This is a genomic window from Chryseobacterium sp. FG46, assembly GCF_057809135.1.
Genome location: NZ_JBMDJJ010000006.1, coordinates 94,162 through 111,731 on the forward strand (window position 1 = coordinate 94,162; position 17,570 = coordinate 111,731).

The following is a 17,570-nucleotide window of genomic DNA, read 5'->3' on the forward strand; positions in this document are numbered from 1 at the left end:
TAGGTTTATAGATTGGTAGCTGGAATTTTTTCGACTTCGTTATGTAACTTTGCAGTCATTAATTATGAAAACAATTATACATTGCTGCGTAGCTGGATTTCTTTCATTCTACGCCAACGCTCAGGTGGGGATAGGTACTACAAAGCCCAAATCTGTTCTTGATGTGAACGGAAAAACCACCTTAAGAAAAGAACTTAGAGTAGGCGGTACATCAACTCAGGCTGGAAATGCCGGGTTAAACGGCCAGGTTTTGGTTTCTCAGGGCGAAGGATTGCCGCCTGTGTGGAAATCTTTGAATGTTTCCTTTATGGAAGAGGGACAGTATAAGCTGATTAATTCTTATCTGTCATCAGATCAAACAGGTATTATATCACTTACGGCTGGTGTTGCCGGTGACGGTGTCTACACAAACAAAGTTGGAGATAATATTACTGATGCTACTAAAGGAAATTGGAAAAAGATAGATGGACTTGACAATACTTTTACCATCAAAAATGGAAAGAACAGACTTACCTATCAGTTCCAGACAGGAATTGAAATGAAAGCATCCTCATCTACTGCCATACAAAGCGTACGATTTGCTTGTGGTGTTTTCAGAAACGGAGCATTGGTAGCGGTACGCCCGGATAGAATTGCTTCTAATAACAATAGTGGGAAAGCTGGTCTTCAGGACTATATTTTTACTCTTAATTATACAGAACAGAACGTTCCTGTAGGTGTTCACAATATTGAAATCGCGTGCAGAAAGATTGATACTTCAAGTTCTACTTCACAATTTGCTATCGGACGAAATGTAGAGGCTTCAAATGGAGCTTCCAGTGCATTTACGCTGGAATCTACCATGAAAATGGATGTTATCGAATACGTGAGCTATAAAAACAACTAATGATGAAAAAACTAATATCAACGCTGCTTCTTAGTATAAGCATTTTTGCAACAGCTCAGGTGGGAATAAAAACAGAAACCCCAAACGCAAAACTTGATGTAAACGGAGATGTGAATTTCAGAAATAAAATTGCGGTCCTTAATGCTGCTGATAACTCCATATTTCAAGGAAACAATGATCAGATTCTTGTTTCTCAGGGTGAAGGCTTTCCTCCAATTTGGAAATCACTTCGTATTCCTGAGTATGAACCCAATAAATTTTATCTTATATACAATAATTCCTTTTCAGATAAAGTAGGAGTTACCTTTTCTTCCTCTGAAAACTCTTCAGTAGGCATGACTTCAAGAGGCGGAACCTTTACGAAAGGAAAGGAATATAGTACACTTACCAATTTTAAGAAAATAGACGGCCTTTCACAAACCATCACTGTTTTCAGTACTCAAAGCAAGGCTTACTTCCAGTTTGAAACTGTTGTACAGGCTGATTTTATGGCAGCAGGAAGTACAGATAATTCCATAGATTATGCATGTGGTATCTTTGTGGATAATAAGCTGGTGAACCTGAGACAGAGAAATCTAAAGGCAATTACTACTTCATATCCTTTTCTTACTCATACCCAGATCGGGATTGTAGAAAATCTTTCCCAGGGAAATCATACCGTTAGCGTTGCCTGTACAAGATTAGGATCTTATGGAGCGTCAGGAGCCGGAAATATCCTTTCTATAGGAACTAATGTGTATAGTAACATCAATAGCTTTATTTCACAATCTTCTCTTAAAGTAGACGTATATGAAGTTCCTGAAGTATTTAATACGATTATAAATTAAAACGGATTATGAAAAAAATATTATTTGTAACTTCGCTTTTATCAGCTGTTGCAGCAAATGCTCAAGTGGGTATAAATACTCCTAATCCGACTAATATGCTGGATGTGAACGGAGATCTCAATATCAGAAAAGAATTAAGAACAGGAGGTACTGATGTGCTAAAAGGATCTGCCGGAACAGCGGGTGATATATTTCACAATAATACTGATCTCGGTGCAAATGACTGGAAAGCAATTAAAATTGCAGATGGACAGGGAAGTATGTCTGTGTTTTCCATTAATACCGTTTCAGACAAAACCGGAGTTAGTTTTACCGGTAGCAGTGGTGCTACCAATCCCTATAGTGATGGGGAAGCCCTTACTGGAGGCTGGACAGTAATTCCTGGAACTGTGGATACATTCTCCGTAACCAATGGCACAAATAAGGCTACATTCTCATTTCAGACAACTGTTCAGAAAACAGGAACGAATTCTGCCAGTTTTGCCTGTGGTGTTTTTGTTGATAATGCCCTTAGAGCAGTAAGAACAGATGTATTATTGGGGGATAGTGGTGCTTATAAGATTTTTAATCTTAATGCTACCCTTACCAATCTTACTCCTAAAAACCAGTATTCCGTTAAAGTAGCCTGTATAAAAAGAGCCATCGCAGGAACAACCCTTGGAATAGGAAAAGCGGTTGATACTACATTCCTTAACAGTGATATGTCACAGTCTGTTTTGACAACATCCATATTGCAACCTTATTAATTTTCATAATAATACAATAATCATAAATCTAAAAACGTTATGTTTTTAGATTTTTTTTGTTTATTGACTCTATTTCTTGTGAATTTGTTCAGATAAAGTAAAGTGTATTATCGAAAATTGAATTATATTTGGACAAGCTAAAAAAATTCTATATGGTAAAAAACTATTTTTTTAAAATGTTTGCCGGTATTGCTTTTCTTGGGCTGCTGACAGCATGTAATACTACCTCAGATCCTACGGAATCTATCCCGAATCCGGATGACGGACCTCCTCCTAAAAAGATTTTAGCAAAGGTTACTGCCAATAATGTTTCCCAGGAAGAATATGTTACAACAGCTGTAACCGGAGATTTGCAGACTGCAGTGTCTAAAGATGAGTCTTTTGCCGGAAGTGCTTATTATACGGCAACGGTAACATACACGGATAAAAATATCACTAAAATTAAATATGTAAGTTCAGCAGCATCCAGCCTCACTTATGAATTTAATATTGTTCCTGATGCTACAGGTAAAAAGATTTATAATGCTACTTCTACAGCTACGGGAGCAACACCGTCAGTTTCTGTTGTAAGCGATTATGCATTTACCTATGATCCGGTTACCAACAGGCTTACCAAAATTCTTGAGAAAAGAAAAGAAGGAGGAATAAGTGCTTATAACAGATTTATTAATTATTCTTTTGTGTATACGGGAGAAAATATAATTCAGGTCGTTTGTTCCAAAGGTCTGCTGGATATCAACGGAAACCCGAATATGAGTACGGCAGTAATAAGCAAATATAGTTTCCAGAACTACGATACTCAGAAAAGCCCGTATTCTACCTTGCCATCAGTATATTTCATCACCCGAAGTCTGATCAATCCTGCTCAATTCTACAAAATATCCCCGAACAATCCTACTTCTATGTTTATAGAATTGCCATCACCAGCTACTCCTGTTAATACTTCTCAAAGTTATTCTTATGATAATCAGGGGTATGTAGTTGTTGAAAAAAATCAGAATTTAACTTTTACCTATAAAAATTTATAGAAGAAATATAGTTATTAATCTTAGCAGAATATAAATAATAATACAAATTTTAGGCAAAAAAAAATTATATTTGTCAAAAAAATAATCAATTACAAGGAAATGAAGCAAATTTTCTATTTTATTTTACTAATCGCAGGTTTCTCCTCAGTACATTCCTGCAAGGACATGCTGGATGAGGATGGAAATCCTTTGTTGGATCTCAACAACACAGGAGGATTAAGCGGTCCCAGAGCATTATACAGAGAAATTACAGATAAAGATACGATCGCAGAATATCGCTACAGCGGACTTCTTGTGACTAAAGTAATCACAGACAGTGCTTCCATCACTGATATTATGTACAGTGGTGATAAAATCAGCCAGATTAATTTCAACGGTTTCCTGGATCTTGACGGAAACGGAAAGCTGGATAAAGACAGTGTATCCTACACTCAATTGTTCACTTATACGAATAATAATAAGCTTCAGAAAATTTCTGAAAACCGTTCAATCTTCAGAAGAACTCCGCCTTTAATACCAGGAGATCCTCCGGGACCGCAGACTTTGTTGAGAAAAGAGAAAACATCTTATGAAACATACTACAGCAATTCTACCGGTAAATTGGATTCAATCATTATGAGAAATGGGGCTGATGCTCCCGGAACACAGTTTGTCTTCACTGATTACTCAAGAACAGCTTATTCTTATGTTGGGGATAATGTATCTAAAGTTTTAAGATACTACGGTAAAATAATTGGTAATTCTGGGAATAACTTTGGTGCGGCTACAGGAAAATATAGCTACGAATACTATGCATATGATGAGCAGGTAAGCCCATTCACATTGCTGCCACATGTATATAAAATTTCAAGATTATTATCTACAATCATCAATGACAAAGAAAGTCTTATCTTATCTCCAAACAACCCTAAGAGATGGTCAGTGACAGATCTTACGCCACCCATTCCAACTCCGGTTGTGAAGAGTACCAATTACGTTTATGATCCTCAGACCTACATGACAAAAGGATATGGCGTTAATTACATCTATAAACCACAATAGAAGAATTTTTTTAACAATATTCAAACTCAATCTTTCCTAAGATTGAGTTTTTTATTTTTTATACCTTAATTTTGCAAAAAATTTCTGATGAAATATTTAATTGTCGGGCTTGGTAACAAAGGCTCTGAATATGAAAATACACGACATAATATAGGATTTAAAGTAGCTGAGAAAATAGCGGAAACCCTTGAAGTATCATTCAATACCTCCAATTTTGGCTGGATGGCAGAAGGAAAGCACAAAGGTAGAAAAGTTTTTGTTCTGAAACCGGACACTTACATGAATCTTTCCGGAAATGCAGTGAAATACTGGATGCAGAAAGAAAATATTCCTTTAGAGAATATACTGATCGTGACGGATGACCTGGCTCTGCCTTTCGGGACTTTAAGAATGAAAGGAAAAGGGTCTGATGCCGGACATAACGGGCTTAAAAATATTAATGAAGTATTGCAGACTCAAAATTATGCAAGGCTTCGCTTCGGAATCTCTGCAGATTTTACGGCAGGAAGACAGGTAGATTATGTTTTAGGAACATGGAATGACGAAGAATCAGAAAAGCTTCAAGAGAGAATTGAAACCTTTGCTAAGGCCAGTCTTTCTTTTGTATTTGCCGGTTTGAATAATACAATGTCTGCCTTTAACGGGAAATAATTTCAGAAGGGAAAAACTGCAATTACAAAATAGTTTATAAAATGTATGACTGCCTTATTGTGAGGCAGTCATTTATTTATACTCTTTTAAAATTTTTCTGCTGGTTTGATAACTAATTGATCATCCTTCCTGATAAACAATATCCATATCCATGGAATACATGATAATATAAAAGATACAATAATATTCCGCATAAATATTTCATTAGCTGCAGGGTTTGTTTGAAATTCTGATATTGCTTCAGTAATGGAGAATCCCCCTTTTACCAATAAAGCGATTACGGTAATAATATTAGCCATAAATATGCTGATAATGCTCGTGAAGAAGATGATAGATCTTGTCAGTTTGCCACGAAATCCGTTGAAATAATCATAGCCTAAAAACCCAAGAAGAGCAGTAACAAATGCCATTCCTGAGGAAACTCCTCCTAAATATACTGCAAGTAAGACCCAAAGTATAATGGCAGGAATTGAAAAAATGACGGCACCTAAAAATCCTGTCAGATAGTTTTTCTCTTTTGATACTCTTTCCTTTTCAATTTCATAGAATTTATTATCCATCTGTTTAAAACAATCATCACAAAGAAGTACACCAGTATGGTTAAGGTCGTAATAATTGATTCTTTGAAGCTTTTCACAACTATGACATTTGTTTTGCTCCGGGATGTTTAGCTTTTTTAATAAATCAGCCAAAAAGTCAAACAGAGCATAAACAGTCCTGATTTTAGTCGGCATTATATTTTCAGTAAATTTAAAATAAATACTATTTTCTCTGACTTCGAAGAGGGTGAACTTTAACCGTTTTCTATTGTTGGTTAGTTCTGCTTTGATCTGCTGCCTTTGTTCTTCTGTAAGGTTGTCTGTGGTTGCAGATACAAATTTGTATTGAGGATTGCTCATAAGGCTTGCGTCTGAAACGTTAAAAAAGTAACCTTTATAAAGCCCGAATACTCCATCGTCTGTTTTATACCAGCCAAGATCTCTGGCTATTTTTTTTGCTTTTGGAAAAATCATGTAATCTGGTTTTCAAGTTATTTAAAGGAAGCCAAATTATAATTATTTTTCAATAAATAAAACCCTGTCTCCTTGAATTGGAATTTATTGTTGATTTTGCCAGTTCAATATGTTTTATCGTTAACTATTTACTTTGATAATGTATGTAATGTAATAAAAAATAAATGCCACCGGAATTCCGGTGGCATTTTCTGTAAATTATAATTGAATTTTAAAAGAATATTACTTCTTATAACCAGGTAACTACACCTGTTTCCACGTCATAGTTTGCTCCCACGATTTTAATTTTACCCTCAGCTTCAAGATTTTTAAGTGTTGAGCTTTGCTTACGGATATCTTCAATCGCACTTTTTACATTTTGATGATTAAGCCTTTCAAGAAGCGAGCTGTTGTTAGATGAACGCTCTTCATTCTCTTCAATAATGTCATTGATTATAGGATTGAAGTGGTTGATAAGGTGGTTCAGGTTGTCCATTCCCAGACCTTCAATTTTTGCAGCATCAAGACCTCCTTTCAAAGCTCCGCACTTGGTATGCCCTAAAACTACAATAAGTTTAGAACCTGCAACATTACAGCCAAATTCCATAGATCCCAGAATGTCCTGATTCACAAAGTTACCGGCAATTCTGATACTGAATACATCTCCTAATCCCTGATCAAAGATAAGTTCTGCAGAAGTACGGCTGTCTATACAGCTTAAAACTACAGCAAAAGGCCATTGTCCTTCACGGGTTGCATTTACTTGCTCAAGAAGGTCTCTGTTTGCTTTAAGATTGTTTACAAATCTCTGGTTTCCCTCTTTTAAGAATTCTAATGCTTTTTCAGGAGTAATAGTTGACTGCGTTTCGTATGTATGTGCTTTCATATTTTTATTCTTTTCGAATTTAAAGTTAAAAAAATTAATTACTTGTTGTGATTACATGGCTCTTTTGTGAGTCACCAGAATATGAGAGTCCTCACTTCTTTCGTAATCTCTGTATGAAGTTTTAAAGCCTATCAGTTCTACATTGATGTCTTGTTCCTTTGCACGGATATTGGCGAAATCCTGAATCATTTCCAATACATCGGTTGCAATGTAGGAAGTGCTCCTTGCATCAATGATCACTGTAGAGTTTGGTTTTATGTTTTTAAGTGTTTTTTTGATGGCTGCCTTATTTAAAAATGATACTTCTTCAGCAAGCTTGATATTGATTCCATCAGCGTCATCCAGCCTTTCTCTGCTTAAATAATAAGCTCTTTTCATATTTCCCTGAAGAATATAGAAAACGGAGATGGCAAGACCAATTCCTACTCCTTTTAACAGGTCGGTTGCCACTACTGCTACAACGGTTGCTAAAAACGGAATAAACTGATATTTTCCTAAGTGCCAGAAATGTTTGAACGTAGCCGGCTTTGCCAGTTTATATCCTACTAAAATTAATACCGCAGCCAGTGTAGCTAATGGAATTAAATTTAAAACAACAGGAATAGAAAGTACACAAATCAATAAGAATACACCATGAATAATAGTTGACATTTTAGAGGTTGCTCCCGCATTGGCATTCGCAGAACTTCTTACCACAACGGAAGTCATTGGAAGTCCGCCAATAAAAGAACTGATAAGGTTTCCGATTCCCTGAGCCTTCAGCTCAAGATTGGTATCTGTAATTCTTCTTTGTCTGTCTAATCGGTCGGAAGCTTCAATACAAAGTAAAGTTTCAATAGATGCCACAATAGCAATTGTTGCTCCTACGATCCATACCTTTGGATTCGTGAAACCATTAAAGTCCGGAGTGGTGATCAGATTTTTAAAATCATCAAAAGACTGTGGAACCGGTAAAGAAACCAAATGCTGGGTTTCGATAGCCAGAGAACTTCCGGACATCTTAAAGAGCTGATTTAAAAGAATACTTGCAATTACAGCAACCAATGCTCCCGGAAGCATTTTCATCCTTTTCAGTACGTGGATTTTGTCCCATGCAATAAGGATGGCTACAGAAATTAAAGTAATAACAATGGCACCCGGATGGATCGCTCCAAATAATTCTGTAAAATAGCCGAAATTCAGGCCATTATCAAAAATAGATTCATGACCTTCATAATCTTTGTCGAATCCTAATGCATGCGGAATCTGTTTTAAAATAATAATAATTCCTATGGCAGCAAGCATTCCTTCAATGACGTTATTCGGGAAATAGTTGGAAATACTTCCAGCTCTTACAAAACCTAAAATCAATTGAATAAGTCCTGCAATAATCCCTGCACAAAGAAAAAGTTCAAATGCGCCAAGATCTGTTATTGCTGTTAAAACGATAGCTGTCAGACCTGCAGCGGGTCCTGAAACTGAAATATTTGAATTACTGATGATTCCTACTACCAGGCCGCCTACGATACCGGAAATAATACCGGATAATGGTGGAGCACCTGATGCTAAAGCAATTCCTAAACACAATGGAAGTGCTACTAAAAATACCACGAGTCCTGAAGGAAAATTTTCCTTGATTCCTCCTATTAATGATGTCTTTTTCATAATGTGAAGCTGTAAGAGATAACCGGCTTATTTGTTTTTAAATAAGTCAGTTATAAAAAGTTGAAAAAAAATTTTTAAAGTACGTGTGTATCCTATATCACAAAATGATATGGAAATAGTATCAAAAAAATCTAACTATAGGAGTTACGCTTCCGGAGGAGGAGAGAATATAGTAAGCAATGGGGAAAGATGAAAAGAATCATCAATCAGAACAAAAGACACGCCCTGAACATCTGGTTCTGAAAACTTCAGATAATCAAATACATCTAAAGGTTTCGGAATGGTCTTTTCGTAAACAATGAATGAGGATGGGTGAGAATGAGGTTCTTCTTCGTTGATTATTACATTCGTTCTTGCAATATCCCAGCCCGCAACTGCAGCAATGCCTGGCAGCGCTGTAAAATTCAGAAAAAACGTTAATACAATAATACTCCAGAATTTCATTTTACCTTCTTTTTAGAAATACTATTTAGTCTTTCTGCTCATCACCCAATCCGAACTTGTAAGATTATAGATCTTTTGGATATCTTTTAAGATTTTCTCAAAATCAATCTCCAGATCAATGATTTTACCTGTTCTAAGGTCGAAGACCCAACCGTGTACAATAGGATATTCTTCTAAAATGTATCTTTCCTGCACGCAGGCCATTTTAATTACGTTGATGCATTGCTCCTGAACATTAAGTTCTACAAGTCTGTCATAACGCTTGTTTTCGTCCTCAAGGGAATCCAGCTCTGCCTGATGCAGCCTGTAAACATCACGGATGGTTCTCAGCCATGGATTTAGCAATCCCATATCCTGAGGAGTCATTGCTGCTTTTACACCGCCGCAATTGTAATGTCCGCAAACAATAATATGCTTTACTTTCAGATGTTCTACCGCATATTGAATAACAGCAGTGGAACTCATATCTAAAGTATTGACAACATTGGCTATGTTTCTGTAGACAAATACTTCTCCGGGTTTTGCTCCCATCAGCTCTTCTGCAGTGGCTCTGCTGTCTGAACATCCTATATAAAGATAATCCGGATGCTGAGTTTTTGCAAGTTCATGGAAGAATTCCGGATCTTCAGCTAATTTGGATTCTACCCATTTTTTGTTGTTTTCGAAAATAACCTCGTACGATTGTGACATAATTTTAAATTTTATAATTATTTGTTTCGTTTAAATTATTTCCAAAATCAATAGACTAAATCAATAATTGTACAAAAATATACTTTTTGTTAAAAAATCAATCACTTTTAACAAAGTTTAATATTAAAATATGCTTAAAATCATATCCAATATTAATGAGTGTGCTTTGTATTACAGCTACTGAAATCTATAAGGCAATCCAAACGTTTAAAAAAGCTGGATAAAATTACGAAGTATAAATCAAAATCTAAGATTTGACAATTAAAATATTCTTAATTTTTTCCATAAGAGGGGCTTATGAGTCAGGAAAAATTGCTGATAATACAAATAGAATTTTGCTGTAACTGTTGTAATTACACCTTTCGGTTGATGTAATCTTTTGTGGCGTCTGATGCGGGGATAATGGAGGCAGGGTTTCCCAAAACAACAGAATTGGAGGGAACATCAAAGTTTACATAAGAATTAGGAACAATCAATACATTATTTCCAATGGTGATTCCTCCTACAATGACTGCATTGGTGCCTATCCAGACTTCATCCCCAATAACAGGATAACCCTCATTTTTCCCACGGTTTTGCTGCCCGATAGTAACTCCATGGGCGATATTGCAGTTTTTCCCGATCACGGTTTTCGGATTAATCACAAGGCTTCCGAAATGTCCTAAATAAAAACCTTCCCCGATTTGGGTCTCAGGATAAATCTGAAAGCCGTATTTGATCTGATAATGTCTTAATAGAATTCTCCAGAATGTATTCAGAACGGGTTTCTTTTGATATTTCTGAGCCATTCTCAGAATGTAAACAAAATGAAGATTGGGATTAATGCATTTTTTCCAGATCTGAAATGTAGAAAGCCACTTTCCGCTTTCCCGGTAAAAGTCTTTTTGAATGATTGAATAATCAGCCATTATAAATATTTTTATACTTCGTCAATTATTTTCTGAAGATGTTCTACAGATTTTTCCAAAACAAACGGAAGTTCAGTTTCCGAGATCTGTTTTTTGTATTCTTCAGTGATATTTTTATCCGTAAGAAACTTTTTCATTCCTTCATAGATACCCTCTTCGGAATTGGGAGTGATATTCCCGAGTTTGCCATCCTGCAGAAGATCCCTGATACCGGAAATATCTGTTGCAGAAATAGGTTTATTCAAAATAAGCGCCTCTGCAATAATGGTAGGAAATCCTTCATGTCTTGAAGACATAATATAGAAATCTGCCTTTTTCATATAAGGGTAGGGATTACTGCTGAAACCAAGCATTTTTGCAGTGTCCTGAAGACCAAGTTTATTGAGCTGATCCTGAATATTGTTAAAGTCATACCCATCACCAATGATCAAAAGCTGATGCTTTAACCCCTCATCAATAAGTTTTTTATGTACATTAAGCAATCTGTCGTATCCTTTCTGAGGGTATACGGTTCCTACCGTTACAAAAGTTGGAAGATCACTGCTGAAGGGATAATCATTCACTTCAATATCCGCTTTTCTTAATGTATCATTTTTGTCAATCGGATTGAAGATCTTAATAACGGATGCTTTTTCAGCTTCATTTTTAGCCAAATCATGCATTCCTTCCTGAAGTTTGTTGGAGATTACCAGAATTCTGTCAAACCTGAAAAACTGTCTGATTACTTCCGGGGTGTATTCTTTTAAATTAAAGATATCATTCTGTACCCAAATAATTTTTTTCGAATCTTTTTGGGGGCTGGAGAGAATTTCCCGATGCATCGCATGGATGGCTGCAATCTCTACATCGTATTTTTTATTCTTTAAAACAAATTTATAAAGAAGGGAAGGGAACCAAAGAAACATTTTCTGATAAAGAACCCTGTAGGCTTTCACAGGAATATCCTGCAGCCTGTTGGTGGTAATCATTTCTCCTTTTGTCAAATAGTACAGGGTCACCCAGGACGGAACCTCTTTAATGTATAATCCTGAATAGAGATTTACCAGAAGATCAACTTCATACTTATCAGCAGGCAGATTCTTCAGAAAGTTGATTAACACTTTCTCAGCACCACCATGACGTAATGAACCTATACGAATGAGGAGTTTTTTCTTTTTCAATTTGTTTTTTCTTTTTTATGATTTTACAAGATTAAATTTATTTAATTTTTCTTGCTTTTTTATACTTGTGAGGAAGATTTTCTTTGATATAGGCATCCAGTTTTTTTCTGTCTTTTTCCAGTTCACGGGGATATTCCGGGTTGTTTTTAAGAACAATATCACCATAATCTTCAATGGTGCACAAAAATTGAGCCGGGTTTCCTATAAAGACGGTATTATCCGGCATAGACTGTGACAACACAGAGTTCGCTCCTAAAATACAGTTGTTTCCAATCTGAACATCCTGCATAATCACACAATTAAGCCCGATGGTGCAGTTGTTTCCGATTTTTATTCTTCCCAGTATTCTTGCATCTTCATAACCCGGAAGTTTTCTGAGCAGAGTAGTCGTTCCGCCATGGTTTACAAACCTTACATCTCCGGCAATGTTTACATTATCACCAATTTCGATAAGGTAAGGTTCAGTTCCAAAATACACTTTATCAGGCATATTAAAGTTTTTTCCTACCTTCATACCTCTGTATTTTGCCACTTCAAGGCTGCCCCTGTTCAAAAAAGTATGATAGAGGGAGTCTATTTTTAATAGGATTCTGAATATAAAAATCATCACAAGTGTAAATTTGTTTCGTTACTTTTGCAAAGAAAGAGAATTTATTAATATGATAAAAATTTCAAAAATAGAATATTATCTTCCTCAGCAGGTGTTAACTAACGAGGATCTTGAAAAGCAGTTCCCTGAATGGAGCTCCGAACGTATCCATGAGAAAGTAGGTATTTCTCAACGCCATATTTCTTCTGACAGTGAAACCGTACTGGATATGGCTGTGCAATCTTCAGAAAAAATTTTCGAAAACTATGATAGAAACAAAGTAGATTTTATTTTGTTCTGTACCCAAAGTCCGGAATATTTCCTTCCTACAACGGCCTGTATTTTGCAGGACAGATTGGGGCTTAGAAAAAATATCGGAGCTATAGATTTTAACCTTGGCTGTTCAGGATTTGTTTATGGATTGGCTTTTGCAAAAGGGCTGATTGCTGGTGGAATTGCAAAAAGCATTCTTTTGGTTACTTCTGAAACATACACCAAACATATTCATCCTGATGATAAAGGAAACCGAAGTATATTCGGAGATGCCTCTGCCTCTGCTATTATTGAAAAGGCTGAAGGTAACGATTATCAGTTCTGTCTGGGAACAGACGGAAGCGGTGCAGAAAATCTTATGGTGAAAAAAGGAGCTTTTAAAAAAGACTTTGAACTGAATCCTGAACACGAATTCGGCCCTGAAAATATTTATATGAATGGCCCTGAAATTTTTAATTTTACAATTGAAAATATTCCGGGACTGGTAAAAGAAACATTGGAAGTGAACGGAATGACTATGGATGATATTGACCATTTTGTTTTTCATCAGGCCAATTCTTTTATGCTGAATTATTTAAGAAAGAAAACAAAAATACCGGCAGAAAAGTTTTATATTGACATGGAAAAAACCGGGAATACTGTTTCTGCAACGATTCCTATTGCTCTTAAAAATATGATGGATAAAGGAATGCTGAAAGAAGGAGATAAGGTTTTAATGGCAGGATTTGGAGTTGGATATTCATGGGGAGCCACTATTATGGAAATTTAAAATAACAAACATTTAAAATTATAAAATATGAAAATATCCGTTTTTTTAGAAAAACTACAGGAGGAATTGGAAGAAGATGAAACATTGACTACTGAAACGAACCTGAAATCTTTAGAAAGCTACGATTCTATAAGCTTACTTTCTGTTATTGCGTTTGTAGACGAAAATTTCAGCAAGAAAATTGATACCAAGCATTTTAAAGATATTGAAACCGTTTCAGATCTGATGAATGTTATAGGAAAAGAAAATTTTGAAGATTAATGGATGCTTTCTCATTAAAAAATAAAATTATTCTCATTACAGGCGCTTCTTCCGGCATTGGGAGAAGCTGTTCTGTAGAATGCAGCAATAGCGGTGCAGATCTGATTCTTGTAGGAAGAAACCAGGAAGAACTGATGAAAACCGTTTCTATGCTCAATCCTGAAACAAAAGTTGAAACAATCACTGAAGATATTACCCAATCTGAAAACCTTGAAGCAGTTATTGCGCATAAAGTTTCAATTTTAGGTAAAATCTCGGGATTTATTCACTGTGCCGGCATCGAAAAAACATTACCATTAAAAAAGCACAATCCTCAGCTGTATCAGGACATATTTGCTGTTAATGTCATTGCTGGACTTGAAATTGCTAAAATTTTATCTTTAAAAAAACACAAAGATGAAAACTCCAGTTTTGTATTTATTTCTTCTGTTGCGGGGATGATAGGAGAGGCCGGAAAAGCGGCTTATTCTGCCAGTAAAGGAGCTGTAATCTCCGGAGCACGTTCTTTGGCTATGGAACTTTCAAGAAGTAATATTCGTGTCAACAGCATAAGTCCGGCGATGGTAAACACTCCGATTTTAGAGAAGATGTTTGAAAATATTGGTGAAGAAGCTTCATCAGAAATCATAAAAAAGCATCCGCTGGGAATAGGTGAACCTAAAGATGTAGCGAATGCCTGTATTTTTTTACTGTCTGATGCCTCAAGATGGGTCACAGGTACCAACCTTGTGATTGACGGAGGATATTCTGCACAGTAACTTACTTTTTGTGTAAAGTTTCTATAATATTTTCTATGGTGTCAAATATTTTCTTGTTATCAAACTGATTTTCAATTGTTTTAAGGTTCTCTCTGATGTGGAGAACAAGGTTAGGATCGGTAAGAAATGTTTTCATCGCTGAATATATTTCATCGATTTCATAATTGATGAGGTATCCTGTTTCACGGTCTTTGATCATCAATCCTACATCTCCTACTTCTGTTGCAATAATAGGTTTCTGAAGAATTAAGGCTTCAGCAATGACCAATGGCCATGCTTCAGATTCCGAAGGAAGAACAAAATAATCTGCCTTCTTAATATAAGGGTAAGGATTCATCTTGTTTCCAGCTAAAATAAAAGTTTGCTTAACATTGTTGCGCTGGATTTGCTCAGTCAGATTTTTCATTTCCTCACCGTTCCCTATAATTACAATATGATGATGAAATCCTTCGTCTATAAGTCGTTTATGAGCCTCAATTAGCTTGTGATAACCTTTTCTGCTATGCAGGCGTCCCACAGAAACGAATACTGGACCTTCGGGGAAATCATCTACCTGCTCTTCTGCTTTCTTTTTAATTTCTTCAATAGGAATTGCATTGATTACTACAGTTTCAGCAGGATATTCTAAATCCGGATAACACTGATGCATAATATCTTTGATCTTCCGTGAACAGTAAATCATATGATCAAATTGTGGGAAATTTTTAAGAATGTCCGGAACCAAAGGTTTCATTCCCGGTACATTGATCTCAGAATGAAACCAGCCTATCTTTTTTGAATCCTTATTGCTGGAATTGATCACGGATGAAAACGCACTATAGGTAGGAGCAATTTCAATGTCAAATTTTTGATTCCCTAAAATTCGGTCAGAAATACTATGATTTTTTAAAGCTCTGGATAGCTTCAGCCTTCTTCGGATAAGCTGAAGTTTATGAAGAAGCGGATGCTCGGAAAAACTTTCTTTGCCATCCGTAAGATAGACTTTTTTTACATGCTTCGGAAACTCATCCCGGAGTTCTCCCTGGTTGAGGTTAAGGCATACTGTGATATCAAATTTATCAGGATTAAGATTATTGAGCATACTTAATATAACTTTTTCCACACCGCCCATTTCCATAGACCGGTGTCTGAAAAGAACTTTTATTTTCCTGTTTTCTGACATTATCTGAAAATTTTCTGTAAAGTAAGGGAGATTTTTTTTATTTTTTTTATAAAATTTCGTTTTTGATATTCGGAAGGGTAAAATTTCTTTGTCGCTTTTGCTTCAAAGAATCTAACATGGTTATCTCTCTAATTAAAAGCTTGTATTATCTCCATCCCGTCCTGCAAAAGAATCATCTGTATATCGTTCCCCAATCCGGCTGGGCCGGTGTAAACAAACAATTACAGCGATTCCTGAATAAAGATTCATTGTTATAATGATCTGTAAGTACGGGAAATTTCATTTGATTTAAAGGGTGTTGAAAACCAGATCCTGTTTGTTGATTACCCGAGTGTTAGCAGGGATGTCTTTATAAATAGTGCATCCGGCGCCAATGATACAATTATCACCTATTGTTACCCCTTTTAATACGGTTACATTACTTCCAAGCCAGCAATTGTTTCCTATTTTTATAGGGGCCGTTGAAAATTCTGAAGGATATATTTTTATTGTAGGGGAGGTCTCATACGCATGATTATGATCATAGAGTTTGACATTTTCCCCGAATAAGGTATTGCTGCCGATTGAGATATGTTCTAAACAGTTTATAGAACAGAAATTGTTCATAAAAAAGTGGCTTCCTATTTCCAGGACAGCATTTTTATTGATCAGGATACAGGTGTAATTTCTGAAGTCAGCAGCTGAGCCGATACTTAGCTTTTTTAAATTATTATCTAAAATAAAGCGGTTACCAACACCTAATTTGAGATCTTCAAAAAATACATTGGGATGCTTTTTCAGCAGAAACAGTTGTTTCTTCCTGTTTATTTTTTCAAAAAAGTCATAGAACATATACTATCTTTTTTATCATTTGGGTTATACAATATACCTCGTTTGTATGTAATTTAAAAGCCCTATTTTCTGTATCTGTTTATAAAATATCTCTATCCGGACTTTCTTTCAGAATTATATAAGGAATAGTAAGGGGAATGCACTTATACTTCCCTGTAAAAGTTGTCTACTGTTCTGATCATTTTTCTAAAGAACTTAGATAATAATGTATTTTGGTTTTTAAAAATAAAATCAGGAAGTCTGGAAATCTGTTGAATATCTGTTTTATAAAGTATTTTAATCCCTCTTCTTGTAAGGGAGTTATACAATACCTGATGCCAGTTCTTGTAAAGCTTTTCTTTTTTATCTTTATTTTGAGAAACGCCCTGTGAATGAATTCTGTATAAATAAAGGCTTTTGTTGATAAAGACAATTTTCCCCCTTTCATAAAGTTTCAGGTAAAGGTCCTGATCTACAGAAGAGGAAAGAGTTTCATCAATCATATCCCTATTTATAAATTGATCTCTTTTAAAAGTAAAAAAATGGGCGATTTCAAAATTTATATTAAAGAAATATTTGCTTCCGTTCTTTATTCTTCCGGAGTGGGGAAACAGCTTTTGGATAGTCAGATGATCATCACATATATAAAATCTTGAATAGGTCCCTATAATATTCTGATCAGAATAGGCTTTTATACTTTTTTCGAGGGCATCTGGTGTAAGGGCATCATCAGGGTCTAAAAAGCCGCATACATCTCCGGTTGCAAGTTTTATGCATTTGTTCTTGGTATATCCGACCCCTCTGTTGGTTTCATTTTCATATAAAAAAAAGCGGTCATCGTTGCGGATAAGTTCCTTTAAGGCATCTTTCTCCTGCTTCTCTGAGCAGTCATCTACAATAATAACTTCCCAATCGGTGTATGTCTGCTGAATAATACTTTCATAGCAATCTTTGAAATAGACTGCATTATTGAAATGGGCAACTAATATTGAAAATTTCATCTTAGGTAATTTAAATTGAATAGATTATTCTAATGTTGTAATGT

General features: G+C 35.6%; 20 protein-coding genes. 9 read left to right on the forward strand and 11 right to left on the reverse strand.

The window, feature by feature from the left end; all coding sequences use genetic code 11:
* Positions 1–64 precede the first annotated feature (64 nt).
* The 6 genes from ACODR7_RS06540 to pth all read left to right on the forward strand — a co-directional run bounded on the left by ACODR7_RS06540 (position 65) and on the right by pth (position 5,179).
* The gene (locus ACODR7_RS06540; protein WP_488838180.1) at positions 65–886 is read left to right on the forward strand and encodes a hypothetical protein; all 822 of its coding nucleotides are present in this window, start codon (positions 65–67) and stop codon (positions 884–886) included.
* A 2-nt stretch (positions 887–888) separates the two neighbouring features.
* Positions 889–1,713, forward strand: coding sequence for a hypothetical protein (locus ACODR7_RS06545; RefSeq protein ID WP_488838181.1), 825 nt, complete (start codon positions 889–891; stop codon positions 1,711–1,713).
* Between the two features lie 8 nt (positions 1,714–1,721).
* Positions 1,722–2,459 (forward strand): hypothetical protein, encoded by a 738-nt coding sequence (locus ACODR7_RS06550; protein ID WP_488838183.1) that lies wholly within the window; start codon positions 1,722–1,724, stop codon positions 2,457–2,459.
* A gap of 152 nt (positions 2,460–2,611) precedes the next feature.
* Positions 2,612–3,487, forward strand: coding sequence for a hypothetical protein (locus ACODR7_RS06555; protein ID WP_488838185.1), 876 nt, complete (start codon positions 2,612–2,614; stop codon positions 3,485–3,487).
* A gap of 99 nt (positions 3,488–3,586) precedes the next feature.
* Entirely contained in the window at positions 3,587–4,528 is a 942-nt protein-coding gene (locus tag ACODR7_RS06560) for a hypothetical protein (RefSeq protein ID WP_488838187.1), read from the forward strand.
* 87 nt (positions 4,529–4,615) lie between these two features.
* The gene (gene pth, locus ACODR7_RS06565) at positions 4,616–5,179 is read left to right on the forward strand and encodes an aminoacyl-tRNA hydrolase (protein ID WP_488838189.1); all 564 of its coding nucleotides are present in this window, start codon (positions 4,616–4,618) and stop codon (positions 5,177–5,179) included.
* An 86-nt stretch (positions 5,180–5,265) separates the two neighbouring features.
* On the opposite strand, the gene ACODR7_RS06570 is transcribed toward pth, so the two are convergent.
* The 8 genes from ACODR7_RS06570 to ACODR7_RS06605 all read right to left on the reverse strand — a co-directional run bounded on the left by ACODR7_RS06570 (position 5,266) and on the right by ACODR7_RS06605 (position 12,510).
* Positions 5,266–6,192 carry a hypothetical protein gene (locus tag ACODR7_RS06570; RefSeq protein ID WP_488838191.1) on the reverse strand — a complete coding sequence of 309 codons (927 nt, stop codon included), beginning with the start codon at positions 6,190–6,192 and terminating at the stop codon, positions 5,266–5,268.
* A 229-nt stretch (positions 6,193–6,421) separates the two neighbouring features.
* On the reverse strand, positions 6,422–7,057 hold the full coding sequence (locus ACODR7_RS06575; RefSeq protein ID WP_488838193.1) for a carbonic anhydrase: 636 nt from the start codon (positions 7,055–7,057) through the stop codon (positions 6,422–6,424).
* Positions 7,058–7,108: 51 nt separating this feature from the next.
* Positions 7,109–8,701 carry a SulP family inorganic anion transporter gene (locus ACODR7_RS06580; RefSeq protein WP_488838195.1) on the reverse strand — a complete coding sequence of 531 codons (1,593 nt, stop codon included), beginning with the start codon at positions 8,699–8,701 and terminating at the stop codon, positions 7,109–7,111.
* A gap of 144 nt (positions 8,702–8,845) precedes the next feature.
* Positions 8,846–9,145, reverse strand: coding sequence for a hypothetical protein (locus ACODR7_RS06585; protein WP_433986779.1), 300 nt, complete (start codon positions 9,143–9,145; stop codon positions 8,846–8,848).
* Positions 9,146–9,166: 21 nt separating this feature from the next.
* The gene (locus ACODR7_RS06590) at positions 9,167–9,835 is read right to left on the reverse strand and encodes a carbonic anhydrase (RefSeq protein WP_488838197.1); all 669 of its coding nucleotides are present in this window, start codon (positions 9,833–9,835) and stop codon (positions 9,167–9,169) included.
* A 353-nt stretch (positions 9,836–10,188) separates the two neighbouring features.
* Entirely contained in the window at positions 10,189–10,743 is a 555-nt protein-coding gene (locus ACODR7_RS06595; protein WP_488838199.1) for a serine O-acetyltransferase, read from the reverse strand.
* A gap of 11 nt (positions 10,744–10,754) precedes the next feature.
* Positions 10,755–11,903, reverse strand: a complete 1,149-nt coding sequence (locus ACODR7_RS06600; protein WP_488838201.1) for a glycosyltransferase — start codon at positions 11,901–11,903, stop codon at positions 10,755–10,757.
* A 37-nt stretch (positions 11,904–11,940) separates the two neighbouring features.
* Positions 11,941–12,510, reverse strand: a complete 570-nt coding sequence (locus ACODR7_RS06605) for an acyltransferase (RefSeq protein WP_062673399.1) — start codon at positions 12,508–12,510, stop codon at positions 11,941–11,943.
* Positions 12,511–12,562: 52 nt separating this feature from the next.
* On the opposite strand from ACODR7_RS06605, the gene ACODR7_RS06610 reads away from it, so the two are divergent.
* Genes ACODR7_RS06610 through ACODR7_RS06620 form a run of 3 tightly spaced genes read left to right on the forward strand, consistent with a single transcriptional unit; the run spans position 12,563 to position 14,553 of the window.
* Positions 12,563–13,534 (forward strand): 3-oxoacyl-ACP synthase III family protein, encoded by a 972-nt coding sequence (locus ACODR7_RS06610; protein WP_488838203.1) that lies wholly within the window; start codon positions 12,563–12,565, stop codon positions 13,532–13,534.
* A 27-nt stretch (positions 13,535–13,561) separates the two neighbouring features.
* A complete protein-coding gene (locus tag ACODR7_RS06615) occupies positions 13,562–13,795 on the forward strand; it encodes a phosphopantetheine-binding protein (protein WP_488838204.1) in 234 nt (77 codons plus the stop codon).
* Positions 13,795–14,553 (forward strand): SDR family NAD(P)-dependent oxidoreductase, encoded by a 759-nt coding sequence (locus ACODR7_RS06620; protein WP_488838206.1) that lies wholly within the window; start codon positions 13,795–13,797, stop codon positions 14,551–14,553. The genes ACODR7_RS06615 and ACODR7_RS06620 overlap by 1 nt, the downstream gene beginning before the upstream one ends.
* Position 14,554: 1 nt before the next feature.
* On the opposite strand, the gene ACODR7_RS06625 is transcribed toward ACODR7_RS06620, so the two are convergent.
* The 3 genes from ACODR7_RS06625 to ACODR7_RS06635 form a co-directional block, all read right to left on the reverse strand.
* Positions 14,555–15,715 (reverse strand): glycosyltransferase, encoded by a 1,161-nt coding sequence (locus ACODR7_RS06625; protein ID WP_488838208.1) that lies wholly within the window; start codon positions 15,713–15,715, stop codon positions 14,555–14,557.
* A 288-nt stretch (positions 15,716–16,003) separates the two neighbouring features.
* Positions 16,004–16,546, reverse strand: a complete 543-nt coding sequence (locus ACODR7_RS06630) for an acyltransferase (RefSeq protein WP_488838210.1) — start codon at positions 16,544–16,546, stop codon at positions 16,004–16,006.
* Positions 16,547–16,689: 143 nt separating this feature from the next.
* Positions 16,690–17,526: a glycosyltransferase family 2 protein gene (locus ACODR7_RS06635; RefSeq protein WP_488838212.1), complete on the reverse strand. Its 837-nt coding sequence runs from the start codon at positions 17,524–17,526 to the stop codon at positions 16,690–16,692.
* Positions 17,527–17,570 lie beyond the last annotated feature (44 nt).

Excerpts from the sequence above, each read along its gene's own strand:
- ACODR7_RS06560 (WP_488838187.1), top strand. The coding sequence starts at position 3,587 with ATGAAGCAAATTTTCTATTTTATTTTACTAATCGCAGGTTTCTCCTCA.
- ACODR7_RS06575 (WP_488838193.1), bottom strand. The coding sequence starts at position 7,057 with ATGAAAGCACATACATACGAAACGCAGTCAACTATTACTCCTGAAAAA.
- ACODR7_RS06570 (WP_488838191.1), bottom strand. The coding sequence starts at position 6,192 with ATGATTTTTCCAAAAGCAAAAAAAATAGCCAGAGATCTTGGCTGGTAT.
- ACODR7_RS06545 (WP_488838181.1), top strand. The coding sequence starts at position 889 with ATGAAAAAACTAATATCAACGCTGCTTCTTAGTATAAGCATTTTTGCA.
- pth (WP_488838189.1), top strand. The coding sequence starts at position 4,616 with ATGAAATATTTAATTGTCGGGCTTGGTAACAAAGGCTCTGAATATGAA.
- ACODR7_RS06590 (WP_488838197.1), bottom strand. The coding sequence starts at position 9,835 with ATGTCACAATCGTACGAGGTTATTTTCGAAAACAACAAAAAATGGGTA.
- ACODR7_RS06615 (WP_488838204.1), top strand. The coding sequence starts at position 13,562 with ATGAAAATATCCGTTTTTTTAGAAAAACTACAGGAGGAATTGGAAGAA.
- ACODR7_RS06610 (WP_488838203.1), top strand. The coding sequence starts at position 12,563 with ATGATAAAAATTTCAAAAATAGAATATTATCTTCCTCAGCAGGTGTTA.
- ACODR7_RS06595 (WP_488838199.1), bottom strand. The coding sequence starts at position 10,743 with ATGGCTGATTATTCAATCATTCAAAAAGACTTTTACCGGGAAAGCGGA.
- ACODR7_RS06540 (WP_488838180.1), top strand. The coding sequence starts at position 65 with ATGAAAACAATTATACATTGCTGCGTAGCTGGATTTCTTTCATTCTAC.
- ACODR7_RS06555 (WP_488838185.1), top strand. The coding sequence starts at position 2,612 with ATGGTAAAAAACTATTTTTTTAAAATGTTTGCCGGTATTGCTTTTCTT.
- ACODR7_RS06625 (WP_488838208.1), bottom strand. The coding sequence starts at position 15,715 with ATGTCAGAAAACAGGAAAATAAAAGTTCTTTTCAGACACCGGTCTATG.
- ACODR7_RS06580 (WP_488838195.1), bottom strand. The coding sequence starts at position 8,701 with ATGAAAAAGACATCATTAATAGGAGGAATCAAGGAAAATTTTCCTTCA.
- ACODR7_RS06620 (WP_488838206.1), top strand. The coding sequence starts at position 13,795 with ATGGATGCTTTCTCATTAAAAAATAAAATTATTCTCATTACAGGCGCT.
- ACODR7_RS06585 (WP_433986779.1), bottom strand. The coding sequence starts at position 9,145 with ATGAAATTCTGGAGTATTATTGTATTAACGTTTTTTCTGAATTTTACA.
- ACODR7_RS06550 (WP_488838183.1), top strand. The coding sequence starts at position 1,722 with ATGAAAAAAATATTATTTGTAACTTCGCTTTTATCAGCTGTTGCAGCA.
- ACODR7_RS06630 (WP_488838210.1), bottom strand. The coding sequence starts at position 16,546 with ATGTTCTATGACTTTTTTGAAAAAATAAACAGGAAGAAACAACTGTTT.
- ACODR7_RS06605 (WP_062673399.1), bottom strand. The coding sequence starts at position 12,510 with ATGATTTTTATATTCAGAATCCTATTAAAAATAGACTCCCTCTATCAT.
- ACODR7_RS06635 (WP_488838212.1), bottom strand. The coding sequence starts at position 17,526 with ATGAAATTTTCAATATTAGTTGCCCATTTCAATAATGCAGTCTATTTC.